Here is a 21,455-nt window from a genome sequence, read left to right as displayed (position 1 = left end):
AAACCGTGGGAGTGAACGGATGCGACGCGAACAGCTGGAATGGCGGATCGCGGGGGGAGAAGAAATGCGGGTGAAAAAGCCGGCGGCACGCATGCGAATTGGCCGCGGACGGATATCGCGAAGCCGGATTTCGATCGGTCCGGTGCTGGTCAGCGGTGGTGCAGCCGTGTTGGCGGGCACCGTGCTCGCGTTCTGGGTCTGGCCGACCGACACCCCGTATCGGCCGCTGGCCGGCTCGGGCCACGGGCGCGGCATGAGTCAGGTCGGCGCGTTCGACAGCGCCCTGGAGGGCTGGGCCGCGGAGCGCATCCTCGACCACTACTACCCGGGGGCGACGCTGGGCAAGGTTTCGGCAACCACCGTCGGTGTGCGACTACTGGCACAGGACAACTCCACGCTGGACGCCTACGCGGACGCCGGGTTACGCGTCGCGGGCCAGTTGCTGGCGCCCGGCCAGGTCGCCCACCTCACCGCCCTACCCGACGGCGGCGCGAACGTGGTCGTCACGGTCGGCTGTGACGGGGAGGTGCTGTGGCAGCGGGCGACCACCGACCCGTGGATCTATCCGGTCAACCCGCGGCCGAACCGTCCCGCCGCCGAGCACCTGACTCTGTGCGGCGGTTCGCGCTATCGCGGTTCGCTCGGCGTCGCGATGGAGAACGGCGAGACGCGCACGGTGAATCGCGTCGATGTGGAGGACTATCTGCTCGGCGTCGTCCCGGCCGAGGTGCAGGCCAACTGGGCCGATAAGGGTGCGACGGAAGCCCTTCGCGCACAAGCGATCGCCGCGCGTTCGTACGCACTGGCCGAACACCGCTACCCCTACGCGCAGACCTGCGACAGCATCGACTGTCAGACCTACCCCGGCACCGCCAAGGAGGATCCGCGCGCGACCCAGGCCATCGCGGCAACCATCGGAACAGTGCTGCTGCGCGACGGGCGAATTCTGCGTTCGGAGTATTCCTCCGCGCCCGACGGCGGGCAACCCGCCGACATCTACGCCTTCGATGTCGGACCGACACCCGCCGAACTCGGCACCCCGGTTGTCGGCGCGGGCACGCCGCCCGTGGACCCGCGCAGGCAGTCCCTCATGGCCGAATCGCCGATCGAGGCCGAATACCGCCGAATCGGCGGCGCGAACAGCGCGGTCGGCCAGCCACTCGGCCCGGAAATGGCCCTTCCCCAAAACGCCGGCACCTACCGCCTTTTCACCAACGGCGTCATCATCGCGACCCCAACCCTCGGCGCCCAGGTCGTCGACTTCACCACCCTCATGCAATTGGTCCCGGATCCACACGGCACCACACCCCACGAGAGCAAGCCGGGCAACTCATTGCCACCCGCGAGCACGATGCCACCAGGCAACGCAGCGCCACCCAAGACCAACGCCTCGCCCGAGAGCGCGGCGCCTCCCGGCAGCAACGTTTCGCCGGACAGTGCCGTCCCCGGAGGCGTGCTCGGACCTCAGGATGCGGTGCCGTCTGCCGGTAGTGCCTTGCCCGAAGGTGCGGTGCCTGAAGGAGCGTCCGAACCGCAAAGTGCGGTGCTGCCCGGCAGCAGTGTCTCGCCGGAGGGGGCGGTGCCCGCAAGTGTGGTCGGACCTCAGGGGGCGGTGCTGCCCGGTAGCAGTGTGTCGTCCGAGGGTGCGGTGCCCGCCGAAGCGTCCGAACCGCAGAGTGCGGTGCTGCCCGGCAGCAGTGTCTCGCCGGAGGGTGCCGTGCCCGCGCGTGTGCCCGGACCTCAGGGTGTGGTGCCGTCTGTCAGCAATGCCTTGCCCGAAGGTGCGGTGCCCGAAGGAGCGTCCGAACCGCAAAGTGCGGTGCTGCGCGGCAGCGGTGTCTCGCTGGAAGGCGCGGTGCCCGCAAGTGTGCTCGGACCTCAGTGTGCGGTGCCGCCCGCCAGCAGTGTCTCGTCAGAAGGTGTGGTGCCCGGCGGAGCGTCCGAACCGCAGAGTGCGGTGCTGCCCGGTAGCAGTGTCTCGCCGGAGGGGGCGGTGCCCGCAAGTGTGGTCGGACCTCAGGGGGCGGTGCTGCTCGGTAGCAGTGTGTCGTCCGAGGGTGTGGGGCCCGGAGGCGCGTTCGAAACCCAGAGTGCGGCGGCCGGAGCTGCGCCCGGTACCGAGAGTGCCACGTCCCCAGGAGGTTTCGGCGTGCCCGGCAATACCCTCGCGCCGACCACCGCGTCGACCCCGACCCCGCCGCCTCGGCCGAACCCCTCCGGTTGACCGACGAGCGAGGAGCTGCCGCCGTACTGAGTTACGTGAGGCTCGAAGGCGTAGCTGCCGCTGAGGGATTGGCGCGTCACTGAATTGGGCTCGGTCGGCCGATCAGGTGGAACTGGTGGCGGCATCGGCCGAGAGAGTGCCGCCGTCAGTTCCACGTGATCACTTGTCCAGTAGTGCATCTCGGGCGGACCGCAGCGGCCGACGATGAAGTTGAACTGCGCCAACGACTTCCGGGGCGCACGTAGGCGCCCCTCACCGTAATGGGCTACATGTGGCGGATGGGTAGCGACAGCGGGTCGAGCGCGCGCTAGGTGCGGGTAGGTAGCCCGAGGACGTGGTGAGCGATGTGGTTGAGGGCGAATTCGTTGCTGACCGGGCCGGAGCGGGACAATCGCGCGTCGAGGTAGATATCGATCAAGCCCTCTCGTTCGTCCCAGGCGGTGGCGCCGAGTACCTGCATGGCATGGTCGGCGGAGTCGAACGCGAGGTCGGCCGCGAGCAGTTTGACGATATCGCTGTCCCCGGCCACGGTGTCGGGGTCGAGGCCAGCGTCGATACGGGCGGCGGTGCGATAGATAACCAGCTGTACCGCCGTGAGCCGCGCGTGCAGGGCGGCGAGGGGATGTGCGATCGCCTGCTCGGCGCCGATGGGGGCCTTGCCGGAAATCGTGCGGTCTTTTGCGTGTGCGATGGCGCGGTTGAGGCCGTAGCTCGCTGTTCCGGCACAGATGGCCGCGGTGAGCACCCGCTCGGCGTGCGTGAACGGCCACATGGTGCGCAGCCCTTGCCCCTCGCCGCCGACGAGCGCATCGGCGGGCACCGTGACGTTGTCGAACTCGAGCTGGAACTGGCGCACACCTTCGCGAAACCGCATCGGGATCTCGGTCACTGTCACACCCGGCGCGTGCGGGTCGACCAGCACCGTCGTGTAACCCGCGCCGGGGTCGCCGAGGTCGGTGCGCCCGAATACGAGCACGCGATCTACGACGTCCAGGCCGGAGGTGATTCGCTTGAGACCGTTGACGACGAAATGATCATCTGCACGACGAATCTCGGTCTCGACGGCGAACATGTTGTGTCCAGCCTGAGGTTCGGTCGCCGCCATGCCCAGATGTGACGATCCGGCGGACACCGCGGCCGTCCAGGCATCGCTCGTCGCCGGTGGGCCTACGGTCTCGATCGCCTGGGCGATCGCGGTGGACAGCACCGGCATCCACAGCACGATGCCTTGTTCGGCGAAGGCCTCGAGGACGATAGCCATCCCGAGCAAGCCGCCGCCGGCCCGTCCCGGCTCGAGGCCGAGACCTGCCCAGCCGTTGTCGCGGAAGACTGCCCACAACTCGGGATGCATTTCGCTGTGATCGATCAGGTGCCGACGGATTTCCACCGCTCGCGAAGCGAACTCGGCCGCTGCGCGACGAGCATCGTCGCGCAGCCGGGCGTGTTCGGGCGCGAGCTCGAAGGGGGCGTGGGCGGTGACAGCAGCGTTCATCGATGGTCCTGGTGCTCTCTGAGTAGGCCGAACATTAGGAGAGTAACACTCTGGAGTAATGCTCGGTAGACGCTGTGCAATCCGGTTGCGGCAGCTCCCGAGCTCGAAGTAGCGGTCAAATCGGTGTCAATCTCGGCAGAGCACTACTCTGTGCACCATGGGAGTTCGCGACCGGGTTCTGCAAGCCGCGCTGGAATGCTTCAGCGAGGAGGGGTACGAACACACGACGATCGCTCGGATTCGGGAGCGTAGCGGCGTATCCAACGGAGCGTTGTTCCATCATTTCTCCAGCAAGGACGCCATCGCGGGCGCGCTGTACGCCGACACCATTCGATCGATCCACGACGGCTACCGGCAGGTACTCGCCACCGGTCCCGGCACGCTGGTGGATGTCGTCGGCGGCTTTATCCGGCATCAATTGCGTTGGATCGAGGCCAATCCCGTTCGTGCGCGATTCCTGTATTCGCAAGGCCGGCTCGACTGGTCGACCGATGACGGCCGACGAGTGCGGTCGATGAACAGCGATGTCGCCGAGGCCTATCGGGAATGGCTGGCTCCGCTCATCGCTCGCGGCGAGGTGCGTGATCTGCCGATGACGGTGATGGTCGCCGTCGTCACCGGCCCCGCGCACGCCCTCGCCGCCCAGTGGCTGGCGGGCCAGCTTCCGGGCTCTGTTGTCGACTATGCCGATGATCTGATCGATGCCGCCGTCGCTGGTCTCGGCGGCACTCCCGCAGCGCCCGGGGAGCGAACCCCCCGTCGCATCGAAGGCCGAGTTCGGGTGCAGTTGCTCGATCCCAACGGCGCCGTCCTTGCCGAGACCGAGGTCGGCACCACACTGAACCCGCTGACCTGATCACACGCGCGGACCGCGGACACATCGAGGCACAAGTGGACATCCGCACTTGCCTTCGTGCGTGCTTCGCCAAACCCGCAGGTCGGCCTCGAACTCCGCGACCGGCTGCGCGGCATGGGCTGCCGACGCAGGCGCCGGATCAGGATGTTGCGGTATCGCCCAGGGATTCGGCTAGCGTCCGGAGCAGGCCGGCGAGCTGAGCTCGGTTCTGCTGGTTCAGTGCGGCCAGGAGGCGCTGCTCGTTTTCCATGTGCAGGGGCAGCAGGTCGTCGATCAGGGTGCGGCCGGTTGGGGTGAGTTGGACTCGGATGGCCCTGCGGTCCTCGGGGCATGGCGCGCGCTCGACCAGGCCCTTGGCGGCCAAGCGGTCGATGCGGTTGGTGATGGCGCCCGAGGTGAGCATGGCGACCTGATTCAGCGCGCCGGCGGTGAGTCCGTTCGCGCCGCCGGAGCGCCGCAGCGTCGCGAGCATGTCGAACTCCCAGAACTCGAGTCCGTGTCCGGCGAAGAACTTCTTCAGGTCCTGTTCCAGCAGGCGGGATAGCCGCTGGATGCGCCCGATCACCGCCATCGGTGACACGTCGACATCCGGCCGCTCCTGGTTCCAGTGCTCGGTGAACAGATCAATCGCGTCGGCCACGGCACTCCTCTCGATAGTGATTATCTTAACATTCATCTACTTGACGGTAAGGCATCCCAGCGAGTAGATATTTCAACGTTGAGATTATCAATGAGGAGCGACCGACATGACAACAACCACCGCCGCGCGTAACTCGTACGCGGGCACCCTGGCGCTCGCCGCACTTGCCCCGATCGCCTGGGGCTCCACCTACGCCGTCACCACGGAATTCCTGCCGCCGGACCGCCCGCTCTTCACCGCGCTGATGCGCGCGCTGCCCGCCGGGCTCGCGCTGCTCGCCATCACCCGGGTCCTGCCGCGCGGAGTCTGGGTCGGGCGTGCCGCCGCACTGGGCGTCCTCAATATCGGCGCGTTCTTCCCGCTGTTGTTCCTGGCCGCGTACCGACTGCCCGGCGGTGTGGCCGGAGTGCTCGGCGCCGTCGCCCCGATGTTCGCACTGGCCTTCGCGACCGTTGTACTCGCCGAAAAGCCCAACGGACGCAAGGTGATCGCGGGTCTGATCGGTGTCTTCGGGGTCGCGCTCGTGGTGTTGCGGGCCAATGCCCAGCTCGACACCGTCGGCATCATCGCCGGACTCGCTGGTGCGGCGTCCATGGCGATGGGAACCGTGCTAACCCAGCGCTGGGGCAGGCCCGAAGGCGTCGGCCCGCTCGCGATCACCGGATGGCAGCTCACCGCGGGCGGCCTGTTCATCGCACCGCTCGCCTTCCTGATCGAGGGTGCGCCGCCCGCGCTCGACGGCTCGGCCATCGGCGGCTACCTGTACCTCGGCGTAATCGGCACCGCGATGGCGTACTTCCTCTGGTTCCGCGGCATCTCCCGGGTGCCCGCCACCTCGGTCGCATTCCTCGGACTGCTCAGCCCGGTCTCGGCGGCGGTGATCGGATGGATCGCACTCGGCCAGGCTTTGAACCCGCTGCAAGTGCTCGGACTCGTCATCGCGCTCGGCGGCACCCTGCTCGGCCAGATGGCCGGCAAGCCGCCGGTCGTTGTGGAGCGGCGCGTGCCGGTGGCGGCTCGTTCGAAAGTCGACGTCGAAATGGGTTGACCTTGACGTAACGTCAACTTGCAAGCTGGTTGCACCGACGAGAAAGAAGGGAGAACAGGTCATGAGAATCGGTAATGGCGAATGGTCCATCCAGGATCTGGCCAAGGCGGCCGGTACCACCAGCCGGACACTGCGCCACTACGGGCAGCTCGGGCTGCTGCCGCCGAGCCGGATCGGCGCCAACGGCTACCGCTTCTACGACCAGGGCTCCCTGGTTCGGCTGCAACGCATCCTGCTGCTCCGCGAACTCGGCCTCGGCCTTCCGGTCATCGCCGAAGTCCTCGCGGGCGAACAGGACACCGCCGCCGCGCTGCGCACGCACCTGGAACTGCTTCGGCAGGAACAGGATCGGATCCGGCGCCAGATCGAGTCGGTGACCATCACGCTGCACAAGACGGAACGAGGTGAACAACTCATGGCAGCAGAGGTTTTCGACGGTTTCGACCACACTCGGTACAAGGATGAGGTGATCGAACGGTGGGGTAAGGACGCCTACGAAAGCGGCGACCGCTGGTGGCGTTCGCTCAGCGAGGCGGATAAGAAGGCGCACTTCCAGGCCCACCTGGATATCGCCGCCGACTACGGCCGGGCGCGCGCGGCCGGTCTCGCCCCCGATAGCGACGAGGTCCAGGCCATCGTCGCGCGGCACTGCGACTACGTGGGTGTCGGTTCCCAGCGCCGCCCATCCTTCGAGTACTTCACCGGACTCGGCGAAATGTACGTCGCCGACCCGCGTTTCGCGGCCAACTACGACGTACACGGCGAAGGCACAACCGAATTCGTGCGCGACGCGATGCGGGCCTACGCCGAGGCCAACCTCCGATAACAACGAGGCAGGGCGTCCGCACCGGCGGGCGCCCTGCCCGCAGTTCGCGGGGCAGCCGAACTGGTTGCACCGCTGGCTCCGCTCATCCTGGCCGCGGCGCCGTCGACCGGGCGCTGGATCGCCGCTGAATCGACATCTCGGCCGAATCCGGTCGGGCGGCCTTAGGATCGAATCGTCCGCAACCAGTGGGAAGGAGCGTCGACGATGCTCTACCGCAGTGGCGATCGGAGGCCGAGCGGTGTGGTCGCGCAGATCGGCGCGGTGCTGGCGGTGCTCTGCGGGTTGGCGAATCTGTTCGGGGGCACGCGGCTCGTGGTCGACTTCGTCGGCGATAGAAGCCGTTTCGACAATTCGCTCGTCATTTTCACGACGCTCGGGGCGGCGCTGCTGGCCTTCGCCCTGATCTTCGGCGGTATCCAGCTCTGGCGTCAGCAGGAGACCGGTCGATACATGTTGATCGTCGCGTCCGGCGTCTCGATCGCGATCGGCATTGTCGGACTTGTTGTTTCGCTGACCGACTATGAATTCGGCCTCGGCGTCCTCTGGTGGTCCACCGCCGAGCAGCCCGCCTGGCTGTCACCGTTGTTCGGCTCGGTCGGCCAGATGAGCGCCCTGATCCAGGAAAACCTGCGGCGCAGCGCGATAGATATCGCCCCGCCCCTGCTCATCTTCCTCTTGGCCGCCAACAGGTACGCCGCCCGCTGGACCGCAGCTCGCCCATCTCGCCGCGCCTGGACCTTCTGACCGCGCTAGTGTCGAGCGAAACCCCCACAGCGCGGTACAGTTTCGCGATCGAAGTGGGAGGGAGATCTCGATGAGTTATCCGTATGGCCAACCGGGCTATGGCTATCCACAACCCGCATACGGCTATCAGCGAGCCAGCGGTGGCACCGCGATCACCGCCGCGGTCATCGCGGTGATCGTCGGACTGCTCGGCCTTGTCGGCGTGGTCATCGGACTGTTCGTCGCGATCGACGAAAACAAAACTGCGCACACACTTCAAAGCCAGGCTCTGGACACGCCGGGGGTACCCGGCTACGTCTTCGGCCTGATCGGACTCGGCGGACTCATCGCATTCCTCTGGCTGCTCGGCGCGATCCTTCTGTTCCGCCGCAGCACGGCGGGCCGGGTGATTCTGATCATCATGTCCTCGCTCAGCCTGATCGGCCCCGTTCTGGGCATTGTCAGCGGCAATCCCATCCCTGCCATTCTGGGCGTCGTCCCGCTGACCATCCTCATCTGCGCCTCGGTCGGTTCCACCGGCCGCTGGATTGCGGAAGGTCGCCAAACGCAGCCGCCGGGACCGCTATACGGCCAGCCCGCGCCATACGGCCAGCCGGTCCAGCCGTATGGGCAACCCGCACCGTATGGTCAGCCCGCGCAGCCATCCGCAACGCCGTACGCGCAACCCGCGCCCTACGGTCAGCCCCCGCAATACCCCCATTACTGACGATCACCTCGCGGTCGAGCAACCGCGGTCGGCCCGGCAACGGCGCGCGCTTGCCCAGCGGCCGAGCACCGCTTCCACGGCTCAATCGCCGTACCCGTTTCAGTGATCCTGGCCCACCGGCTGTTCAGGGGCCTAACCCCGGAGTGCTTGCATCAGTTGGTCTTCGGTGATGGGGGGTACCGGGAGGGGGTGGGCGGCGGCGGCTCGGAGGCCGTCCAAGACCAGGGCCAGATGGCGGCGCCAGGCCTCGGGGGCGATTTTGGCAGTGGCTTCGATGATGCGGGTGTGGGACCAGGTGATGAAGGCGATGTCTTCGAGGACCCAGTCGGGGCGCAGGGCACCGGATTCTTGTGCGCGGGTGACGATTCGACGCATGAGGTCGTGCCCGTATTCCTGGGCGCGGGCGATGGCGGGGCTCGGGGCCCCGCGCAGTGCGAGGTCGCTGAGTAGGCGATCGGCGGCCTGGAGTTCGCAGACCTTTTCGACCAGGTAGGCGAAAGAGTCCCAGGGGTCCTGGATTTCGAGCGCCTCGTTGGCGATGCGGGCGCCGGATTCGATGCGATCTTCGACGGCGGCGGCGATGAGGTCGTCGCGGGTGGGGAAGCGGTTGTAGAGCGTGCCGATGGCGACCCCGGCGCGGGCGGCGATTTCCTTGAGCGGCGCGTCGAGGCCGCGTTCCTCGAAGACCTCGCGGGCGGCGGTGACGAGCGCGTCCCGGTTGCGTTGGGCGTCGCTGCGTAACGGCTTGTCCACGGGCATTCGCCGATCCTACAAATCCGATGCCGGATTTATCTTGAGCATAGGTTCAAGTTAATGCTACCGTCGAAGCTAACTTGAACCACTGCTCAACTTAGTGAGGAAGTATGACAAAGACCATCGCGATATTCGGATTCGGGCCAGGACTCGGCATGGGGACCGGGCGGCGGTTCGGCCGGGAAGGGTTCCGGGTGGCGGTCATCGGCCGGAACCCGGACAAGGCCCGGGGGCATGTCGAGCAGTTGGCGGCCGAGGGTATCGAGGCCGCGGCCTTTCCCGCCGATATCACCGATGAGAAGCAGCTGTACGGCGTGGTCGACGAGATCACCCACAGGTTCGGTCGGATCGACGTCGCGATGCACGGCGCTGCGGGCGATGCGGTCGATCGCATCCCGACCACTCTGGATGTCGACGCCGCCGCCCTGCGCACCCCGCTGGAATTGAAGGTCTACTCACCGATCTGGATGACCCGCGCACTCGCGCCCGCGATGATCGAGCGCGGGGAAGGGGCACTGCTGTTCTCGTCCGGATACTCCGACAGGTATCCGGTCCCGTACCTGTCCAATTTCGGCGTCGCACTCGGCGCGCAGCGCACCTACATTCGCCAGCTCGCGATCGAACTGCAAGGCACCGGCGTCTACGTCGGCCTGCTCAATATCGGCGCGCTTATCGGCAACAGCAAGGCCGAGCGCATGGTGGACGAGCAGCCAGAACTGTTCCCGGCCGGGCTCGAGATCGTCCGCATGACCAATGACGAACTGGGCGAACACTATTGGCGCATGTACACCGCCCGCGACGCCGTCGAATCGGATATCGGCTTTCCGGAGTAGCTCAGAGTCGCCTGTTCGAAGGCCATATCGATCAGGCGCTCGAAGCGGCGACGAGCGCGATCTTCATAGTCTGGACAGACTTATGACGATCGCTCTGGTTAGGAATCGCATGCAACTCCTACATCTCGACCGGTCCGACGACGCCGTCGTCACGCTCACGCTGAATTGGCCGGAGAAGAAGAACGCGCTCTCCATCGCAATGCGCGACGAGGTCAGCGACGCATTGGACGCCCTCGCCACCGACGAGTCGGTGAAGGTCGTCGTCGTCACCGGCGCGGACGGCGTCTTCTCCGCCGGTTTCGACCTGCGCGAATTCGGCTCGACGGATCCGGCTGTGCAGCAGGCACTCTGGCCGTCCAGCGACCGGTTCCACCACACCGTGCTGCGCTTCCCGCTGCCGACCATCGCCGCGGTCGACGGACCCGCGCTCGCCGGCGGATTCGATCTGGCGACGCTCTGCGATATCCGCATCGCCTCGGAGACAGCGGTTTTCGCGCATCCGGAACAGGCCTTCGCCGAGGTGCTCTACCGCCCGCTTGCCGAGCTGGTCGGCGGCGCGGCGGCGCGCTACCTCACCCTCTCGGGTCGTCGCATCGATGCCGTGGAGGCGCTGCGCATCGGCCTGGTCAGCCAGGTCGTCCCCACGGACCAGCTGTCGTCGACGGTCGCGGAACTGGCTCGCGACATCGCCCGCGCACCCCGCGAAGCCCTCATCCGAACCAAGGCGAAGGCTGTCCACCGCACCGCCATCGCCCCCGGAACTCCAACCGTCGCCATGTAAACCGGGCATTCCATGCCGCGGTCGGGCACCTCATGTGCGGGGTGCCCGGCTGCAACAAGCGCCGAGCCGCATCCCGCCGCAGCGCTGTGGTCCCGGTGGATGATTTGCTACACCGCGCACATCGACTGCATGACGCCCGGCCCGGTCCAGCGCTCGTTCACCGTCGACGGCGCGACCGGCAGAGCGTCCCGATGCACCCGCACCGCGGCGATGGTGCCGCGGAAATCGGCGACCCGACGGTCGAAGGCGGCGACCTGTTCGCCCGGAACCGCCGTCCGCAGCGCGGTCGCGGCCGCGGTGACGATGTCGTCGAAGGTCGGCGCACCGGTGACGCACAGCCCGCCCGCATCCTCGACGGCCGTCGTCGCCAGCGAATGCGCGGGGGTCGGGACGACTACCGCCGCGCCGAGTACGGCGAACAGCGCGAGGGCGCCCACCAGCGGGGTGTGGAGATTGCGCATCATCAGGTCTTCCAGGTCGGGCCGCTCGCGCCTGTTGCGGTCGCTCGAAAAGGTCAGCGTTGATGCAGTCGACGAACCATCGCGAGGCCACGAACTGGACGGTCGATCAGTTCGCGTGCATATGCAATAGTCGCTGCATTGCCGCCGCGTATCCGTTTCGGCGAACTTCAGGAGAAATTCGGATGGCATCGCCTCCACTTCGGCCCACCTCGCGACTCCACCCGGACCTCGCGCGGACTTCCGATACGCTGGGCTCCCGTGACCGTCGCATCGTCCCCGGGTAACTCCGCAAACTCCGCCTCACAGTTCGATTTGATCGTCGTCGGCTCCGGATTCTTCGGGCTGACCGTCGCCGAGCGCGCCGCCAATCTGCTCGGCAAACGGGTGTTGGTGATTGATCGTCGCTACCACCTCGGCGGCAACGCCTATTCGGAGCCGGAGCCGCAGACCGGGATCGAGGTGCACAAGTACGGCGCGCACCTGTTCCACACCTCGAACAAGCGCGTGTGGGACTACGTGACCCAGTTCACCGAATTCACCGGCTACCAGCACCGGGTCTTCGCGATGCACAAGGGACAGGCCTACCAGTTCCCGATGGGCCTCGGCCTGATCTCCCAGTTCTTCGGCCGCTACTTCACGCCCGAGGAGGCGCGCAAGCTGATCGCCGAACAGGCCTCGGAGGTCGAGACCAAGGACGCGCAGAACCTCGAGGAGAAGGCGATCTCGCTGATCGGCCGCCCGCTGTACGAGGCGTTCGTCCGCGATTACACCGCCAAGCAGTGGCAGACCGATCCCAAGGAACTGCCCGCGGGCAATATCACCCGGCTGCCCGTGCGCTACAACTTCGACAACCGCTACTTCAACGACACCTACGAGGGTCTGCCGAAAGAGGGCTATACGAAGTGGCTGGAGAATATGGCCGCCTCGGAGCTGATCGAGGTCCGGCTGAACACCGACTGGTTCGACGTGCGCGAGCAGATCCGCGCGGAGAGTCCCGACGCACCGGTCGTCTACACCGGCCCGGTGGATCGCTACTTCGACTACAGCGAGGGTGAACTCGGCTGGCGCACCATCGATTTCGAGACCGAGGTGCTCGAGACCGGTGACTACCAGGGCACCTCGGTGATGAACTACAACGATTCGGACGTGCCGTACACCCGCATTATCGAACCGCGGCACTTCCACCCGGAGCGCGACAGCTACCCGAACGACAAGACGGTCATCATGCGCGAGTACTCCCGCTTCGCGCAGACCGGTGACGAGCCGTACTACCCGATCAACACACCGGAGGACCGGGCGAAACTGCAGGCGTACCGCAGCCTCGCGAAGCAGGAAACCGCAACGGCGAAGGTGGTTTTCGGTGGTCGCCTGGGTACCTACCAGTACCTGGATATGCATATGGCCATCGGCAGCGCGCTGAGCATGTTCGACAATGTCCTCCGGCCGCACCTGGAGTCGGGCGAGCCTCTTTCGGATGAAAGCAACGAATGACCTCCCAATCGATTTTGGAAGACATGACCACCGAAACTCGCGCGAAGTCGCTGCTGCAGCGCATCATCCTGCCCCGGCCGGGTGAACCGCTGGACGTGCGCACCCTCTACGTCGAGGAGTCGCCGACCAACGCCCGGCGCGCGCACGCCACCACCCGCACCTCGCTGTCGATCGGCGCGGAGTCGGAGGTGTCGTTCTGCACCTACTTCAACGCGCTGCCCGCGAGCTACTGGCGGCGCTGGAGCATCCTGAATTCGGTGGTGCTGCGTCTGGAGTTGGCCGGGCACGGCCGCGTGGACGTCTACCGCTCCAAGGCGGACGGCTCGCGAATCCACGTGCAGGGCAAGGAGTTCGCGGTCGCGCCGGGCACCGAATCGGTGCACGTCGAATTCGAGACCGACCTCGGCCCGTTCGAGGACGGCGGCTGGATCTGGTTCGACATCACCACCGACACCGCCGTCACCCTGCTGTCGGGCGGCTGGTACGCGCCGGTCGAGGCGCCCGGTGCGGGCAGCATCGCGGTCGGCATGCCGACCTTCAACCGGCCGACCGATCTGGTGAAGACGCTGGCCGCGCTCGGCTCGGATCCGCTGGTGCTGGAGAAGATCGCCGCCGTCATCGTCGCCGACCAGGGCAATCGCAAGGTGGTCGACGAGCCCGGCTTCACCGAGGCCGCCGCGGTGCTCGGCGACCGGCTCGCCATCCGCGACCAGCCCAACCTCGGCGGCTCCGGCGGCTACAGCCGGGTCATGTACGAGGCGCTGAAGACCACCGACGCCCAGTACATCGTCTACATGGACGACGATATCGAGATCGAACCCGATTCGATCCTGCGCGCGCTGGCCTTCGCCCGCTTCGCCAAGTCGCCCATGCTCGTCGGCGGCCAGATGCTCAACCTGCAGGAGCGCTCACACCTGCACAGCATGGGTGAGGTCGTGGACCGCGGCATCTTCATGTGGACCTCCGCGCCGAATGTCGAATACGACCACGACTTTTCGAAGTACCCGCTCAAGGACCGCGACAACTCCAAGCTGCTGCACCGGCGCATCGACGTCGACTTCAACGGCTGGTGGACCTGTGTGATCCCGCGCCAGGTCGCCGAGGAGATCGGTCAGCCGCTGCCGCTGTTCCTGAAGTGGGACGACGTCGAATACGGCCTGCGCGCCCGCGATCACGGCTACCCGACCGTCACCCTGCCCGGCGCCGCGGTCTGGCATATGGCCTGGAGCGATAAGGACGACGCGATCGACTGGCAGGCGTACTTCCACCTGCGCAACCGCCTGGTGGTCGCATCGCTGCATATGCCGGGCAATGGGCGCGGCATGGTCGTCAACACCGTCAAGGCGACCCTGAAACACCTGCTCTGCCTGGAGTATTCGACGGTCGCCATCCAGAATCTGGCGATCAAGGACTTCCTCGCCGGTCCGGAGCGGCTGTTCCAGCTGCTGCCGAGCGCACTCGGCGCTGTGCACGAAATGCGCAAGCAGTACCCGGATGCGGTCATCCTGCCCTCCTCCACCGAACTGCCGCTGGCCAGCCACATCGGCGTCGGCGCGGTCGGCGAGCCAGCGAATCCGATCGCCAAGGTGGTCCGCCTTGCCAAGGGCGTGGTGCACAACTTCCGTCCGGCGCATGCCGAACACCACGAGCGTCCGCAGCTGAATGTGCCGACGCTGGACGCGCGTTGGTTCCTGCTCTCACAGGTCGACGGCGTCACCGTCACCACTGCGGACGGCCGCGGCGTGGTCTACCGTAAGCGCGATCCGCGCCAGGCCCTCGGCCTGTTCAAGGAGGCCATGCGGCTGCGCAAGGAATTGGCCGCGCGTTTCCCGGAGATGCAGCAGCGCTACCGTGCGGCCCACCCGCGGCTGACGAGCACGGCGGCGTGGGAGAACGTCTTCGGTATCGACACGAAGGATGAGCAGTGAGTCTGGAAGCCCCGGCCGCGGATGACAACACCGCGGTGCACGCACCGAGCGCGAACGGCCACGGCGGCCCGGTATCGGCGATCTCTTCGAGACAGCAGCCGCCCGAGGTCAAGATCATCAACGCCGTCCAGGCCGCCATCGGCACCAAGCCCGAGGTGATCAAGGCCGCCCGCGGCATGTCGCACTTCGGTGAGCACGCGCTCGGCTGGGTCGGCATCGCCGCCGCGGGCTGGCTGGTCGACAAGCCGCGGCGTCGGCAGTGGGCCGGGGTCGCGGTCGGCGCGGTCGGCGCGCACGCCGCATCGATCGTGATCAAGCGCATTGTCCGGCGTCCGCGCCCGAACGATCCATCGGTGCAGGTCAACGTCTCGACGCCGAGCAAGCTGAGCTTTCCGTCCTCACACGCCACTTCCACCACGGCGGCGGCGGTGTTGCTCGGAAGATTGACCGGGCTACCCTTGCCTGCGGTGCTCGTCCCACCGATGTTGCTCTCCCGGGTTGTGCTCGGGGTGCACTATCCCTCCGACGTGCTCGCCGGTTCCGCGCTCGGCGCCGCGTCCGCCGCTGTTGTGCTTGCCGCCGAAAAGAGACTCGATAGTGACCGCACAAGAAAAGACCTTGGTTGACATGAGTGAAGAGCCGACCAGCACCGACCTAGCCGAAGCTGTTGTCAAGGGCCCTCCCAAGACGCTGGCGGGCGGGCTGTTCAAGGCGGTCCGGCCGCGCCAGTGGGTCAAGAACGTGCTGGTGCTCGCCGCGCCGCTGGCCGCGGGTCCGGATACCGCGACCGAACTCGGCGTGCTCGGCCATGTCGGCATCGCCTTCGTGGTCTTCTGCATGGCGGCCTCGGGCATCTACCTGGTCAACGACGCGCTCGACGTGGAGGCCGACCGGGCGCACCCGACCAAGCGGTACCGCCCGATCGCCGCGGGCGTCGTCCCGGTGAATCTGGCCTACCTGCTCTCGGTGGTGCTGCTGTTCGGCTCGATCGCCGGATCGTTCCTGGCCTCCTGGCATCTGGCCGTGGTGATGACCGTCTACATCGGCATCCAGCTGGCCTACTGCTTCGGCCTCAAGCACCAGGCGGTGCTGGACATCTGCATCGTGTCCTCGGGCTTCCTGCTGCGCGCCGTCGCCGGTGGCGCGGCCGCGAATATCGAGCTGTCGCAATGGTTCCTGCTGATCATGGCGTTCGGCTCGCTGTTCATGGCGGCGGGCAAGCGCTATGCGGAGCTGCAGATCGCGTTGAACACCGGTGCCAAGATCCGCAAGTCGCTGGAGTACTACACCCCGACCTACTTGCGCTTCATCTGGACCCTCGCCGCGACGGCGGTGGTGGTGTTCTACGGTCTGTGGGCGTTCCAACAGGACAATCTGAAGCACACCAATTGGTTCGCAATCTCGATGATTCCGTTTACCATCGCAATCCTGCGTTACGCGGTCGACGTCGATGGCGGCGAGGCCGGTGAACCCGAAGAGATCGCACTGGGGGATCGCATCCTCCAGTTCCTCGCAATCGCCTGGATCGGAGCGGTAGGTGTCGCTGTCTATCTCACCTGACGAACTGTTGGTAGAGGGAGTGGCGGGAACAGAACAAGCAACGGAGGAGCCGGCCGAGAGGTCGGCTCGTTCCGGCTTGCGGTCCGCGCGGCTATCCCGAGCCACCTTCGTCGGTGGGATCGCGCTCAGCGTCGCACTATTCTCGGTCGGCGCCTGGCAACGGCGCTGGATCGCCGATGACGGCCTCATCGTGCTGCGCACGGTGCGGAACCTGTTGGCGGGCAACGGGCCGGTCTTCAACGAGGGCGAGCGCGTCGAAACCAACACCAGTACGGCCTGGACCTATCTGGTGTGGTTCTTCAGCTGGCTCACCAAGGCCCGGCTCGAGTACGTCGTGCTCGGTGTCGCGCTGACCGTCTCGATGCTGGCGATCGTGTTCGCCATGCTCGGTTCGGCCCGGCTGTGGGGCGGTACCAAGTCGGCCCTGCTGCTGCCCGCGGGCGTGCTCGTCTACATCGCGGTGCCACCGGCCCGCGACTACGCCACCTCCGGACTGGAGAGCGGTCTGGTCATCTGCTGGCTGGGCCTGCTGTGGTGGCAGCTGATGCGCTGGAGCCAGAGCGAGCGGGTGAAGCTGCCCGCGCTGTTCGGTCTGGTCTTCCTGGCCGGACTCGCGCCGCTGATCCGTCCGGAGATGACCCTGGTCGGTGCGCTGGCGCTGATGATGATCTTCCTTGCCCCGATGCCGGAGTCGCGGCTGCGCCCGATCGTGTTGCGCGGCTTGATCGTTGCCGCGGCCGGGCTGGTGCCGATGTGCTACCAGGTCTGGCGGATGGGCTACTACGGCCTGCCCTATCCGAATACCGCGGTCGCCAAGGACGCGGGCGGGGCCAAGTGGGGTCAGGGCTTCAAATACCTGTGGGACCTGGTCGGTCCGTACTACCTGTGGGTGCCGCTGCTCGTGCTGCTGGCCGCCGGCGTCGTCGCGGCCCGTTCGGCCCGGGTGCAGACCGCGGCTGAGCCCGCGTCGGACGAGCAGCGCCGCTGGACGGTGCGCCGCGTGCGCGAATGGCTGCGCACGCCGAGCGCGGTGGTCACCCTCGTGCTCGGCAGCGGGTTCGTGCTCACCGTCTACGCCCTCCGCGTCGGCGGCGACTTCATGCACGGCCGGATGCTGCTGCCGCAGCTGTTCTGCCTGCTGCTGCCGGTCGCCGTGGTGCCGATCCGGTTGCCCGAGGGCGGCCTGAGCGCGGTGGCTCCCCGGGACTGGTCCTTCGCGGTGATCCTGCTCGCGCTGCTCGGCACCGCGGGGTGGGCGCTGTTCGCGGCCAACACCACGGCCATCAAGACCGGCACCAAGATCAGCGCGTCCGGCATCGTCGACGAGCGCGTCTACTACGTCCTCAATACCGGCCGTGATCACCCCATCCTGGCCGAGGACTACCTGGACTACCCGCGCATCCGGGCCATGGTGAACAACATCGCCGAAACCCCGAATGGCGGTCTGCTGCTGAACTCGCCGTCGTTCATATTCTGGTACGTCGCACCGCCGCCGCAGCCGATTCCCGACGGCGGCGCAGGACATACCGTCTACTTCCTGAACCTCGGTATGACCAGCATGAACGTCCCGCTGGACGTGCGCGTCATCGACCAGATGGGCCTGGCCTATCCGCTGGCCGCGCATACCGACCGGCTCACCGACGGCCGGATCGGGCACGACAAGAGCCTGTATCCGGACTGGGTCGTGGTGGATACCGGCATGGTCGATCGCCATCCGTGGATGCCTTGGTACATGGACGAGAAGTGGGTCACCCAGGCCCGCACCGCGATGACCTGCCCGGACACCGTGGCGCTGAATATCTCCTACCGGGATCCGCTCACCTGGGGGCGTTTCAAGCACAACCTGCTACACGCACTGCACTTCGCGAAGTATCGGATCGATCGCGTACCGAAGTACGAGATCGAGCGGTGCGGACTCGTTGATCCGTTCCCGCAGCCACAGCGCTGACGCTCGCAAGGTGTCGAGACGCGCATCTCCAGTCACACTGGGCCCATGGACCTCCATGGGCCCAGCAGCCTCACTGACCTGCGGCAATAAACGTGTCGCATATCGCTTTATCTCTTTTTGATAACGCCACCACATCGATGAAGCGATAGGGTACGTGAGCACGCCCGCTGGGGCGTCCGATTCCGACATGGCCGCACCGCAGCGGTCAACGTAGAGAAGCGGTCGAGATACGGCCGCATAACGAAAGGCCGAAATCAGATGCGAGGCGTGATCGGGCGAAAGACGCAGAACGGACGTCTGAGAACCAGGAAAGCCGGTTCGTGGTTCAAGCGGTCGGTGCTGATGTCGCTGGCTATCTTGCTGCCGCTCGGGGTGTCAGTAGCAGGTCCGGCGGGCTCCGCGTCGGCGGCGTTCAACCCGGACGCGTTCGACTTCTGGGTCGACTCCAGCATGGGTCCGATCAAGTCGCGGATCTTCCGCGCCGCGGACGGCAACACCGGGCGCGTGGTCTACGCGCTGGACGGCATGCGGGCCCGCGGTGACCTGAACGGCTGGGAGATCGAGACCGAGGTCGCCCGTGAGCTCACCAAGTGGAATATCAACGTCGTCATGCCGGTCGGCGGCCCGTCCAGCTTCTACGCGGACTGGAATGCGCCCGGCAACTTCTTCGGCCTGAGCAGCGGTTCGTCGGGTTCGGCCAACGGCTCTTCCTCCGGTTCCGCGATGACGGGTTCCTCCGGCTGGAACGAGACGCTCGGCAAGTCGAACACCTACAAGTGGGAAACCTTCCTCACCAGCGACCTGCGCAATGCGCTGCGTGACCGCCTCGGCTTCAGCCCGACGCGCAACGGTGTCTTCGGTCTGTCCATGGGCGGCAGCGCCGCGCTCACGCTCTCGGCCTACCACCCGGACCAGTTCGTCTACGCCGGTTCGTATTCGGGCTACCTGAACATCTCCGCGCCGGGCATGCGCGAGGCGCTGCGCGCCGCCATGATCAGCGCGGGCGGCTACAACATCGACGCGATGGCGCCGCCGTGGGGCCCGCAGTGGCTGCGCATGGACCCGTTCGTCTTCGCGCCGCAGCTGATCCGGAACGGCACCAGGCTCTGGGTGGCCGCCGGTAGCGCGCTGCCGGGTCCGGCCGACGCGACCTCGCCGATCGACATCATCCAGGGCACGCCGCTCGAGGCGCTCGCACTGGTGAACACCCGGGCCTTCCAGGTCCGGATGGCGACCCTGGGTGCCCAGAATGTCACCTACAGCTTCCCGTCGGTCGGCATCCACAACTGGCACAACTGGGAGGCCGAGGTCTACCGCATGATTCCGGACCTGTCCGCGAACATCGGTTGATCTAGCCAGACCTGCTCGGAAAACCGCCCGGTGTGTTCGCACACCGGGCGGTTTTTGTTTGCTCGAATCAGTCCGCAAGTGCGGTTGACAACGAATTGGCTGCGGCATGCCTTCGATAGTTGTGGGGTGCTTGACTTTCCAGCAACATAGAGGCACTCGTTAACGATTGATGTACGGAGAGCATGCATACAGGTGGATTGTCCGTTTTGTCCAGGATGATCCGCCTTTATGCCCGATGAGGGGGTCAGTCGAGGTTGCGAGAAATTTGCTGACTGACCGTCCGGACGAAAGGTCGAGTCGAATGCGAAGTGTGCGCTGGAAGCGTGGGCCCGAAAGCTCAGCTAGTTCCTCGAGCCGGGCGACCAATGGTTCCTGGGCGAAGAAATGGGTGCTCGGTGTGACGACGGCCACGCTGTTGCCGCTCGGGATCGCCATTGCGGGCGGCGGCGCCACCGCATCGGCGGGCTTCAATCCGGCGGCCTTCGACTTCTGGGTCGACTCCCCGGTGATGGGCCCGATCAAGACGCGAGTGCTGCGCGCGGCGGACGGCAATACCAACCGCGTGGTCTACGTGCTCGACGGCCAGCGGGCTCCGGAAACCCTCAATGGCTGGGAGATCGAGACCAACGTTCCCGAGACACTGGCGAGTTGGAACATCAATGTGGTCATGCCGGTGGGCGGTATGTCCAGCTTCTACGCCGACTGGAACGCGCCGAGTAACTTCTTCGGCGTCACGCCGGGTGCGGGCGGTTCGTCCACCGGATCCGGTGCGACGGAGGCCTTCATGGCGGGGCCGGGGAAGAGCTATCGCTACGACTGGGAAACGTTCCTGACCGAGCAACTGCGGCCGGCACTGCGGGATCGGCTGGGCTTCAGGTCTACTCGCAATGGTGTGTTCGGTCTGTCGATGGGCGGCAGTGCCGCGCTGACGCTGGCGGCCTATCACCCGGATCAGTTCAGCTTCGCCGGTTCGTTCTCGGGCTACCTCAATATTTCGGCGCCCGGCATGCGCGAAGCCATCCGAACGGCCATGCTCGACGCCGGCGGCTACAACGTGGACTCGATGGCGCCGCCGTGGGGCCCGCAGTGGCTGCGGATGGATCCGTTCGTCTTCGCGCCGCGCTTGATCGAGAACGGCACGCGGGTATGGGTGGCCGCCGGTAGTGCGCTGCCGATGGCCGAGGATCTGAACATCCCGTTCCCGATCGCTGCGGACCGTCTCATCAAGGGCTCGCCGCTCGAGGCTCTCGCCTTGGCGAACACCAGGGCATTCCAGGTCCGCATGATGACGCTGGGAGCGCAGAACGTGGTGTATTCGTTCCCGCCCGCCGGTCTGCACGCGTGGACCAACTGGCAGGACGAGGCCTATCGGATGATTCCGGACATGTCCGCCAACATCGGTTAGTTCGGTACCTCGAACGGACCGCCTGGGCATCAGGCGGTCCGTTTGTTTTGCCCGCCGCCGGTGTATTTGCCAGTTGTTGTCTGGACGCTCGCTGATGAAAGAGTTTCGGGTTCAGTCGCCCGAAGTCGGACTAGTGCGAGCCGAACCGAAATTCCTCCGGATTTCCATCACGATCCGGAATCGCGGAGGCTATTCGCTCAGGCGTGATTCGAGTTTGCTTATAAAAGAGGGGTAACGGCGGGATCTTCTGTGCGCGGGAAGCATCGGTGTCGAGTGCCGATCTCATGCGCGACGGTGACGATCAACGGTGTTCGCGCGGGCGAGGGGTCGGATCGATGCGATCTGGCCTAGTGCACAGAACAGTTGCCGGTTGGTGGCTGTGGCGCTCGGCCGGCGCGGCGCTCGCGTT

19 protein-coding genes are annotated in these 21,455 nt (G+C 66.3%); 15 read left to right on the top strand and 4 right to left on the bottom strand.

All coding sequences use genetic code 11. The features are described 5' to 3' along the window. Positions 1-19: 19 nt before the first annotated feature. The gene (locus tag ACHQ4I_RS01715; protein WP_420769852.1) at positions 20-2,224 is read left to right on the top strand and encodes a SpoIID/LytB domain-containing protein; all 2,205 of its coding nucleotides are present in this window, start codon (positions 20-22) and stop codon (positions 2,222-2,224) included. A 307-nt stretch (positions 2,225-2,531) separates the two neighbouring features. Here ACHQ4I_RS01715 and ACHQ4I_RS01710 read toward each other — a convergent pair whose 3' ends face one another. Beyond that, positions 2,532-3,716, bottom strand: a complete 1,185-nt coding sequence (locus tag ACHQ4I_RS01710) for an acyl-CoA dehydrogenase family protein (RefSeq protein ID WP_420769851.1) — start codon at positions 3,714-3,716, stop codon at positions 2,532-2,534. Between the two features lie 157 nt (positions 3,717-3,873). Between ACHQ4I_RS01710 and ACHQ4I_RS01705 the strand changes: the two genes are divergently transcribed. Next, on the top strand, positions 3,874-4,572 hold the full coding sequence (locus ACHQ4I_RS01705; protein ID WP_420769850.1) for a TetR/AcrR family transcriptional regulator: 699 nt from the start codon (positions 3,874-3,876) through the stop codon (positions 4,570-4,572). 139 nt (positions 4,573-4,711) lie between these two features. Here ACHQ4I_RS01705 and ACHQ4I_RS01700 read toward each other — a convergent pair whose 3' ends face one another. Further along, positions 4,712-5,248: a MarR family winged helix-turn-helix transcriptional regulator gene (locus ACHQ4I_RS01700; RefSeq protein ID WP_420769849.1), complete on the bottom strand. Its 537-nt coding sequence runs from the start codon at positions 5,246-5,248 to the stop codon at positions 4,712-4,714. A 70-nt stretch (positions 5,249-5,318) separates the two neighbouring features. On the opposite strand from ACHQ4I_RS01700, the gene ACHQ4I_RS01695 reads away from it, so the two are divergent. The 4 genes from ACHQ4I_RS01695 (at position 5,319) to ACHQ4I_RS01680 (ending at position 8,536) form a co-directional block, all read left to right on the top strand. Next, a complete protein-coding gene (locus tag ACHQ4I_RS01695) occupies positions 5,319-6,260 on the top strand; it encodes an EamA family transporter (protein WP_420769848.1) in 942 nt (313 codons plus the stop codon). A 61-nt stretch (positions 6,261-6,321) separates the two neighbouring features. Beyond that, a complete protein-coding gene (locus tag ACHQ4I_RS01690; RefSeq protein WP_420769847.1) occupies positions 6,322-7,086 on the top strand; it encodes a MerR family transcriptional regulator in 765 nt (254 codons plus the stop codon). Between the two features lie 204 nt (positions 7,087-7,290). Beyond that, entirely contained in the window at positions 7,291-7,830 is a 540-nt protein-coding gene (locus tag ACHQ4I_RS01685) for a hypothetical protein (protein ID WP_420769846.1), read from the top strand. Between the two features lie 70 nt (positions 7,831-7,900). Next, positions 7,901-8,536, top strand: a complete 636-nt coding sequence (locus ACHQ4I_RS01680; protein WP_420769845.1) for a hypothetical protein — start codon at positions 7,901-7,903, stop codon at positions 8,534-8,536. Between the two features lie 132 nt (positions 8,537-8,668). Here ACHQ4I_RS01680 and ACHQ4I_RS01675 read toward each other — a convergent pair whose 3' ends face one another. Beyond that, positions 8,669-9,295, bottom strand: a complete 627-nt coding sequence (locus ACHQ4I_RS01675) for a TetR/AcrR family transcriptional regulator (RefSeq protein ID WP_420769844.1) — start codon at positions 9,293-9,295, stop codon at positions 8,669-8,671. A gap of 104 nt (positions 9,296-9,399) precedes the next feature. On the opposite strand from ACHQ4I_RS01675, the gene ACHQ4I_RS01670 reads away from it, so the two are divergent. Beyond that, positions 9,400-10,122 (top strand): SDR family NAD(P)-dependent oxidoreductase, encoded by a 723-nt coding sequence (locus tag ACHQ4I_RS01670; RefSeq protein WP_420769843.1) that lies wholly within the window; start codon positions 9,400-9,402, stop codon positions 10,120-10,122. Positions 10,123-10,231: 109 nt separating this feature from the next. Further along, the gene (locus ACHQ4I_RS01665; protein ID WP_420769842.1) at positions 10,232-10,903 is read left to right on the top strand and encodes an enoyl-CoA hydratase/isomerase family protein; all 672 of its coding nucleotides are present in this window, start codon (positions 10,232-10,234) and stop codon (positions 10,901-10,903) included. A 107-nt stretch (positions 10,904-11,010) separates the two neighbouring features. On the opposite strand, the gene ACHQ4I_RS01660 is transcribed toward ACHQ4I_RS01665, so the two are convergent. After that, complete coding sequence (locus tag ACHQ4I_RS01660; protein WP_420769841.1) at positions 11,011-11,367, bottom strand: hypothetical protein; 357 nt, start codon at positions 11,365-11,367, stop codon at positions 11,011-11,013. 255 nt (positions 11,368-11,622) lie between these two features. On the opposite strand from ACHQ4I_RS01660, the gene glf reads away from it, so the two are divergent. The 7 genes from glf (at position 11,623) to ACHQ4I_RS01625 (ending at position 21,046) form a co-directional block, all read left to right on the top strand. After that, positions 11,623-12,855 (top strand): UDP-galactopyranose mutase, encoded by a 1,233-nt coding sequence (glf, locus tag ACHQ4I_RS01655; protein ID WP_420769840.1) that lies wholly within the window; start codon positions 11,623-11,625, stop codon positions 12,853-12,855. Continuing rightward, positions 12,852-14,783: a glycosyltransferase gene (locus tag ACHQ4I_RS01650; protein ID WP_420769839.1), complete on the top strand. Its 1,932-nt coding sequence runs from the start codon at positions 12,852-12,854 to the stop codon at positions 14,781-14,783. Before glf ends, ACHQ4I_RS01650 begins: the two co-directional genes overlap by 4 nt. A gap of 80 nt (positions 14,784-14,863) precedes the next feature. After that, the gene (locus tag ACHQ4I_RS01645) at positions 14,864-15,409 is read left to right on the top strand and encodes a phosphatase PAP2 family protein (RefSeq protein WP_420770165.1); all 546 of its coding nucleotides are present in this window, start codon (positions 14,864-14,866) and stop codon (positions 15,407-15,409) included. 1 nt (position 15,410) lies between these two features. Continuing rightward, positions 15,411-16,343, top strand: coding sequence for a decaprenyl-phosphate phosphoribosyltransferase (locus tag ACHQ4I_RS01640; protein ID WP_420769838.1), 933 nt, complete (start codon positions 15,411-15,413; stop codon positions 16,341-16,343). A 7-nt stretch (positions 16,344-16,350) separates the two neighbouring features. After that, positions 16,351-18,291: an arabinofuranosyltransferase AftB family protein gene (locus ACHQ4I_RS01635; RefSeq protein WP_420770164.1), complete on the top strand. Its 1,941-nt coding sequence runs from the start codon at positions 16,351-16,353 to the stop codon at positions 18,289-18,291. Positions 18,292-18,633: 342 nt separating this feature from the next. Further along, entirely contained in the window at positions 18,634-19,641 is a 1,008-nt protein-coding gene (locus ACHQ4I_RS01630; protein ID WP_420769837.1) for an alpha/beta hydrolase, read from the top strand. Positions 19,642-19,942: 301 nt separating this feature from the next. Next, positions 19,943-21,046 carry an alpha/beta hydrolase gene (locus ACHQ4I_RS01625; RefSeq protein ID WP_420769836.1) on the top strand — a complete coding sequence of 368 codons (1,104 nt, stop codon included), beginning with the start codon at positions 19,943-19,945 and terminating at the stop codon, positions 21,044-21,046. Positions 21,047-21,455: the final 409 nt, after the last annotated feature.

The sequence above is a fragment of the Nocardia nepalensis genome (assembly GCF_048910785.1).
Lineage (GTDB): Bacteria > Actinomycetota > Actinomycetes > Mycobacteriales > Mycobacteriaceae > Nocardia > Nocardia nepalensis.
This window is presented reverse-complemented; position numbering and strand designations above follow the sequence as displayed.